Origin of the sequence: Tychonema sp. LEGE 07196 (assembly GCF_963890365.1) — a bacterium.
Classification (GTDB): domain Bacteria; phylum Cyanobacteriota; class Cyanobacteriia; order Cyanobacteriales; family Microcoleaceae; genus Microcoleus.
This window is the reverse complement of sequence record NZ_CAWPRX010000140.1, coordinates 1-6,841: the sequence shown is the minus strand read 5'-3', so window position 1 is coordinate 6,841 and position 6,841 is coordinate 1. Positions and strand designations below refer to the sequence as shown.

Genomic DNA, 6,841 nt, shown 5'->3' with positions numbered 1-6,841 from the left:
CCTTCTCTCCCTCTCCCCCTCTCCCCCTCAATCACATACACAATTGGGATGCACAACAGCTTACCATGTCCGGTGAATTACCGGATCTAAAAAATAATTATTGGGGAGCAGGCCCGAAAGCCTGCTCGCTTACTGGCTTTTTAGGATAACTGCGCTAAACAGTCGTGATATCTTTCTCTTTGGCTGCCAGAACTTCTTCTATTTTGGCGACATACTTGTCTGTCAGCTTTTGAATTTTGTCTTGCAAGTCCCGCGATTCATCTTTAGAGATATCGCTGCTTTTTTCCTGTTTGCGAATCGAGTCAACGGCATCGCGGCGGATATTCCGAATTGCAACTTTACCTTCTTCGGCAAACTTCGCGGCCATTTTGACAAATTCTTGCCGTCTCTCGCTAGTCAGGGGCGGAATGTTCAAGCGAATAACTGAACCGTCGTTGTTGGGCACGAGTCCTACATCCGACAGAGAAATTGCTTTTTCGATCGATGTTAGTGCTGTGCGATCGAACGGTTGAATGTTGATCGTAGTTGCATCCGGCGTGCCGATGTTGGCAAGGGATTTGATGGGAGTTGGAGCTCCGTAGTAATCTACCATGACTCGATCGAGGAGAGAGGCGTTTGCCCGTCCCGTCCTGATAGTATTAAAAGACCGCTGAGTAGCCTCAACTGCCTTTTGCATATGATCTTCTGCTTCAGCTAACTTCACAAACTCCTCCTACAATAGTTCCAATAGATTCTCCCATTACAGCTCGATAAATGTTGCCCGATACCGAGAGGTCAAATACCATAATAGGAATATTATTTTCTTTGCACAGGGCGATCGCGGTACTGTCCATCACCCGCAAGTCTTGGTTCAAGACGTGGGCGTAGGTAAGGGTTTGATACCTGCGCGCCTTGGGGTTGACATGGGGGTCGGAATCGTAGACCCCATCCACCTTAGTAGCTTTAAAAATCACCTGTGCATCGATTTCAGCCGCCCGCAATGCGGCTGTAGTATCAGTAGTAAAAAAAGGATTGCCAGAACCGGCACCAAAAATTACTACCCGTTTTTTTTCGAGGTGGCGAATTGCCCGCCGCCGGATGTAGGGTTCAGCTACTTCTTGCATGGCGATCGCCGATTGCACCCTCGTTGGCACTCCTGCTTGTTCCAGGGCATCCTGCAAAGTGATAGCATTCATCACCGTAGCGATCATGCCCACATAATCGGCGGTAGCCCGATCCATCCCTGCCGAAGCAGCTTTCACGCCGCGAAAAATGTTGCCGCCGCCGACAACGATCGCAATTTGGATGCCTTCGGACACTACTTTGGCCACTTCCTGGGCGATCGACCCAACCACTACCGGATCGATACCGTAGCCCAAGCTACCCATCAGCGCTTCACCGCTGAGCTTCAGCAAAACCCGCTGATAAACCATCCCCATGCCGCCACTATTTTTGCTTTTTGTCTCCACAATAAGATAGCAGCACGGGTGCATTTTGAACATCAATTGCTTGGAACAGGCTGCTGGGAACGGATAAAAACCCGGTTTCTCGGCCTAATCTTCTTTTTGAGCAATCTTAAAGTTAAGGCAGAAACCGGGTTTTTTGGTGAGAAATGCGGACTTAATTTATTCCTTGGGAACGAAATCAAGAGAAGCAGAATTCATGCAGTAACGCTGGCCCGTGGGTTTTGGCCCATCGTTGAATACGTGACCGAGATGAGCGTCGCAGACAGCACACAGTACCTCAGTGCGGCGCATGAACAAGCTGTTGTCCGACTCATTCTTGACATTTTCTTCGTTAATGGGAGCGTAGAAACTCGGCCAACCAGTACCGGAATCGTATTTTGTTTCAGATTTAAATAGCTCGGTGCCGCAGCAAATGCACTTATAAATTCCGGGCTTTTTGTTGTCGTGATACTCGCCGCTAAAAGCTCTTTCTGTCCCCTTTTTTCTGGTAACTTTGAACTGTTCTGGCGTGAGTTGCTGCTGCCATTCGGCATCGGTTTTTTTAACTTTGTCTGTCATGATTTAATCTTGTTAATTGTTGATTGTTGGCTGTTGGCTGTTAGCTGTTGACTGTTGACTGTTAACTGTTGACTGTTGGCTGTTGGCTGTTAACTGTTAACTGTTAACTGTGGACTCATGCCTCCATTAATATTAACCTAATTGGCTCCAAATGAACATACCAGGGAAAAGGATTGTCCTTAATTGCCCGCCACTTTTCCTTGAAAAGTTCAGCTTGCAAGTGATAATCTTGGGAATCGTGGGGAGGCGAGTGCAACTTGAGATATAATGTCACTCGGTGCGGAGTTTCTACTGTTGAGGCTACCCAACAAGCAAAAGTATTTTCGCGATCGCCCCCGCTAACAAAACTGATTTGATGAGCTCGAATTCCGACAGAAACTAGAGATTTGGGAATTGGTTCGACTACAGTCAAAGTGCAGCCCCAGCCGATCGCCTCTACGACAGTTTCAGCAACCGGTTTAGCAGCAGAGAAGTTCTTGCAGCCCGTTAACTGGGCGACGGTAAAGTTGCGCGGGCGATCGAAAATGTTCTGTTTGCTATCAAAGGCGATCGGCCTTCCCTCAGCCAACACCAACAGATTTTTGCACACCCGGTAAACTTCCTCTAAATTGTGACTGACAAACAAAGTAATTCCCCGATAATTAGCCAGAGCCTGCATTAACTCGCGTTCCAGTTGACTCCGCAAGTGAGTGTCCAAAGCCGAAAACGGTTCGTCTAACAGCAGCAATTCGGGAGAAGGGGCGATCGCCCTCGCCAAAGCCACCCGCTGCTGCTGGCCGCCAGAAAGTTCGTGGGGATAGCGGTTTTCCATTCCCAACATTTGCACCGAAACAAGCTGTTCTCTTACTCGAAATTTTTGCTCGCTTTTAGATAAATGCTGCAAACCAAAAGCAATATTTTGAGCCACATTCAGATGAGGAAACAAAGCATAGTTTTGAAACAAAAAACCAATACGGCGGTCTTTAGAAGGTAAATTAATGCCCTCTGCCGAGTCAAATAAAACCTTTCCATTAACTGCAATTTTACCGCTGCTGGGAGTTTCCAAACCCGCGATACAGCGCAGAGTCATGCTTTTGCCGGAACCCGACGCGCCCAGAATTCCCAGCACTTCCTGACCGATATCAAAACCGACCTCCAAGGCAAAGCCAGAAAGAGGTTTAAAAATATTTAAAAATAGTCCGCCTTCCAGTTGTTTTTTTGGGGGTTTTATGGTAACTTTAGAGCTAAATTGAGCCAGATTAGATTGTCGTTGATAGTTAGGATTTGGCTGAGGTGAAATTCTTGGTAAATAAGTCCAGTAATTAACCAAAGTCAGCACGCTCAAAGCAAGACTGAGAATAATCAAAACCCAAATAGCAGCTTGCCTCATATCCCCAGCTTCCACCGCAAAATAAATTGCCATCGGGATAGTTTGAGTTTGTCCCGGAATATTCCCAGCTAACATCAACGTCGCGCCGAATTCACCCAAAGCGCGGGCAAATGCGAGAATAGTTCCTGCTAGAATTCCCGGCCACGCTAGCGGCAACATAATCCGCCAAAAAACCGTCCCTTCCGAAGCGCCCAAAGTGCGGGCTGCATTGAGAAGATTGGCATCAATTTGCTCAAAAGCCCCCAAAGCAGTTTTGTACATCAGCGGAAATGATACGACTGTGGCTGTAAGGACGGCGGCTTGCCAAGTGAAAATTATAGTTAAGTCAAATTTTAGCAGCAATTGACCGATCGCCCCATTTCTCCCAAACAGCAGCAGCAGCAAAAATCCGACTACCGTGGGCGGCAAAACCAAGGGAGAGATGAAAATGGCCTCAATCAAGGCTTTACCTCGAATGCGAGTTGAAAGCATCCACCGGGCGGCAGCTATTCCCAGAAAGAAGGTAAAGAATGTGGCGATGGCTGATGATTTTAGGGATATCCATAATGGAGATATGTCAAATTCCATATTTTGGATGAACTATCGCAGTTTTGGATGATTTGTGAATGAGATTTTTTTTAACGAACCGCGAAGACGCTAAGGACACGAAGGAAGAGAAGAAAGAGAAGAAAAATTTCTGAATATCTACAATTTTTACGACTAATTAACGAGCTAGACCAAATCCGTATTTCTGAAATACTATTTTAGCGCGATCGCCCGCTAAAAATTCAACAAAGGCTTTTGCGACGGCGGGATTGCGGCTGTTTTTGATAATTGCTAGCGGATAAACAATGGGGGAGTGCAAGTTTTCTGCCGCTGTTAGTCGCACTGTTACTTTGTCCGATGCTTTGGCATCTGTGGTGTAGACTATACCGGCATCAACGTTACCGCTTTCGACAAATGTCAGGACTTGGCGGACGTTATTTCCCAGCACTAATTTTGGCTGCAGTTGCGACCACAATCCGAGCTTAGTTAGCATTTCTTGAGCGTATTGTCCGGCTGGAACGCTTTTCGGTTCGCCGATCGCAATTTTCTTGATTTTCGCCTCTGTCAACTGTTTAAAATCGCTCAAAACAGCGCCATTTTTAGGAGTAATCAAAACTAGGCGATTTGTCAGCAGATTGCGGCGCGTCTCGTTCAGCAGCAAATTAGCTTTTTGCAAACCATCCATTTGTTTAGTCCCGGCGCTGAAAAATATATCTACCGGAGCTCCCTGCTGAATTTGCCGCTCTAGAGCGCCGGAAGCACCAAAATTATAAGTAATAATAGTATTGGGATTGCTGCTTTGATATACTGTTTTGATTTCTGTTAAGGCGGGCGAGAGACTGATGGCGGCGGATACAGTTAAAGACGTGCGCTGCTGTGCTGCGGCTGGGGAAACATTCTGAAATAAGTTCCAACTAATCAGCAGTACCAGTGTCGCGACGGCTACTATAATTAAGTTAAGGATGCGTTGTCTTTTTAGGTTCATCAGAAATAGTTTAGAATCTTTGATTTTGAATTATATCAAAACTGCTACAAAACTATCTTCCTCTTTTTCTTCCTTCGCGCTCTTTGCATCTTCGCGGTTCGTTAAATAATAGTGGTAGGGACACGGCACTGCCGTGTCCCTACGAATTTCACGTGTTATCCCTATTCTCGCCACTTGACAGAACAACCGATCGCCTCTGTAATAGAAGGTTCTACCTGTTCGTCTTTGAGCAATTGGTCGATCGCGCTTCGCAAATAAGAAACCTGCACTGCCGCCGCGTCGTCGGCATTATCATCAATTAAACCTTTATAGCGCAATTTGCCGTCTCGGTCTAACAAAAAAACCTCCGGCGTTTTAGACGCCCCAAAACTGTGGGCGACATCTTGAGCAACGTCTCGGATGTACGGGAAGTTGAGTTGATTGTCGGTCGCAAAAATTTTCATGTTCTCAAAACTGTCGTCTGGATACTGGTTGCAATCATTGGCATTAATCCCGATTAAAGTAACTTCTCGATCTTGAAAAGCTGCTTGAAGTTCTTTCAGGCGATCGATATACAACTTCACGTAAGGGCAATGGTTGCAGATAAATACTACCCCGATCGCCCGAAATTTTTCTAAATAGCGAGCTAAATGGTGAACTTCATCGTCAACTCCCGGCAGTTCAAAATCGGGAGCGTAGGCATTAATTGAAGTACCCGTTGTTTCGATTGGTAAACTCATGTTTTCAGGAGGTTAAGAGCAGTATTTGCGAGCGTGAAATATGAAATTTTCAGCAATAATCAAATTAGCTGTTTTGGCGTTTTAGCTTAATTCTAACCCGGTCAACAGCTTATTTTGATTGATAATTCGCGATTTATTCCTCGTTTTGCTTTAGCCAACCTTGAGCCGCCGCTTGATATCCAATAAGTTTGTAGGTTAATTTGGCGGCGGTAAATTCTGAGACGACAGAATCTACAACAGGTGCTAATTCCATAATGTCACAGCCGATTACTTCGCAGGACTCGAAGACGCGCCGCAAAAATCCGGTTAGCGAATACCAATTTAACCCGCCCGGTTCGGGTGTGCCTACCCCTGGAATTAATGTCGGGTCGATGCCGTCTAGGTCGATCGTCAAAAATACTCGTTTGGTTGTTATGCTGGCAATGGCGCGATCGGCCCAATCCGGTTGAGTAGCAATTTCCCGAGCTCGAATCACGTTTAGCTGTTTGGCTTTAATCAAGTCGGCTTCTTCCTTACAGATAGCGCGAATCCCGATTTGCAGTGTCGGTAAGCCCATATCTACAACCCGCCGCATCACACAGGCGTGGTTGTGGATCGAGCCTTCGTATTCGTGGCGCAAGTCGCCGTGGGCATCGATTTGCACGACGGTGAAGGGTTCATCCGGGTAGCCTTGGCGGTAGCCTTCCACAATGCCGGCGGTGATGCTGTGCTCGCCTCCAAGGGAGATGACAAATTTCTGTTCCGCAATTAGCTGCTGTACGGTTTGTTGCGTGACTCGCAGCATTTCTGAGGATGAAACCCGTTGGTTGTTGCGGGTGTCGGCGATCGGCTCTTTTGTATAAATTCCGACATCATAGCAAACTTCGGAATCTAATTCTTCGTCGTAGCATTCGAGTTGGTGAGAAGCTTCTAGCAGTTTTGCCGGCCCGTTTTCGCACCCCCGGCGGTAGGTGGTGGTTGCTTCGTAGGGAATTGGCAAGATTACTACTTTGGCTGTGTCGTAGTCGGGTACAATTTCGGAACCGAGAAAGGGTACGACAGCAGTGGAAATGATCGGTGGCATAGGGGAAATTTCAATAAGGCAAAAAATTCAGCATCTTTAATGGTGGCATAGTATCGGCTCTAACTGCAAAGTAGTCATTAGTCATTAGTCATTAGTCATTAGTCATTAGTCATTAGTCATTAGTCATTAGGCAGCAGCTAGCAATGCCCTATGCCCTATGCCCTATGCCCCATGCCC

Annotated in this window: 7 protein-coding genes; all 7 read right to left on the bottom strand. The window is 46.6% G+C overall.

Annotation, left to right across the window (positions count from 1 at the left end; all coding sequences use genetic code 11):
- Nucleotides 1–154: 154 nt before the first annotated feature.
- The 7 genes from frr to speB all read right to left on the bottom strand — a co-directional run bounded on the left by frr (nucleotide 155) and on the right by speB (nucleotide 6,664).
- The gene (gene frr / locus AACV78_RS15970; RefSeq protein WP_194012905.1) at nucleotides 155–703 is read right to left on the bottom strand and encodes a ribosome recycling factor; all 549 of its coding nucleotides are present in this window, start codon (nucleotides 701–703) and stop codon (nucleotides 155–157) included.
- Nucleotides 690–1,418 carry a UMP kinase gene (gene pyrH, locus AACV78_RS15965; RefSeq protein WP_194012911.1) on the bottom strand — a complete coding sequence of 243 codons (729 nt, stop codon included), beginning with the start codon at nucleotides 1,416–1,418 and terminating at the stop codon, nucleotides 690–692. Before pyrH ends, frr begins: the two co-directional genes overlap by 14 nt.
- Before the next feature lie 186 nt (nucleotides 1,419–1,604).
- Nucleotides 1,605–2,003 carry a peptide-methionine (R)-S-oxide reductase MsrB gene (gene msrB / locus AACV78_RS15960; RefSeq protein ID WP_194012906.1) on the bottom strand — a complete coding sequence of 133 codons (399 nt, stop codon included), beginning with the start codon at nucleotides 2,001–2,003 and terminating at the stop codon, nucleotides 1,605–1,607.
- 115 nt (nucleotides 2,004–2,118) lie between these two features.
- Nucleotides 2,119–3,939, bottom strand: coding sequence for a molybdate ABC transporter permease subunit (gene modB / locus AACV78_RS15955; RefSeq protein WP_194012907.1), 1,821 nt, complete (start codon nucleotides 3,937–3,939; stop codon nucleotides 2,119–2,121).
- 136 nt (nucleotides 3,940–4,075) lie between these two features.
- On the bottom strand, nucleotides 4,076–4,882 hold the full coding sequence (gene modA / locus AACV78_RS15950) for a molybdate ABC transporter substrate-binding protein (protein WP_194012908.1): 807 nt from the start codon (nucleotides 4,880–4,882) through the stop codon (nucleotides 4,076–4,078).
- Nucleotides 4,883–5,043: 161 nt separating this feature from the next.
- On the bottom strand, nucleotides 5,044–5,601 hold the full coding sequence (locus AACV78_RS15945; protein ID WP_194012909.1) for a thioredoxin family protein: 558 nt from the start codon (nucleotides 5,599–5,601) through the stop codon (nucleotides 5,044–5,046).
- Between the two features lie 133 nt (nucleotides 5,602–5,734).
- Nucleotides 5,735–6,664 (bottom strand): agmatinase, encoded by a 930-nt coding sequence (speB, locus tag AACV78_RS15940; RefSeq protein ID WP_194012910.1) that lies wholly within the window; start codon nucleotides 6,662–6,664, stop codon nucleotides 5,735–5,737.
- Between the last annotated feature and the right edge of the window lie 177 nt (nucleotides 6,665–6,841).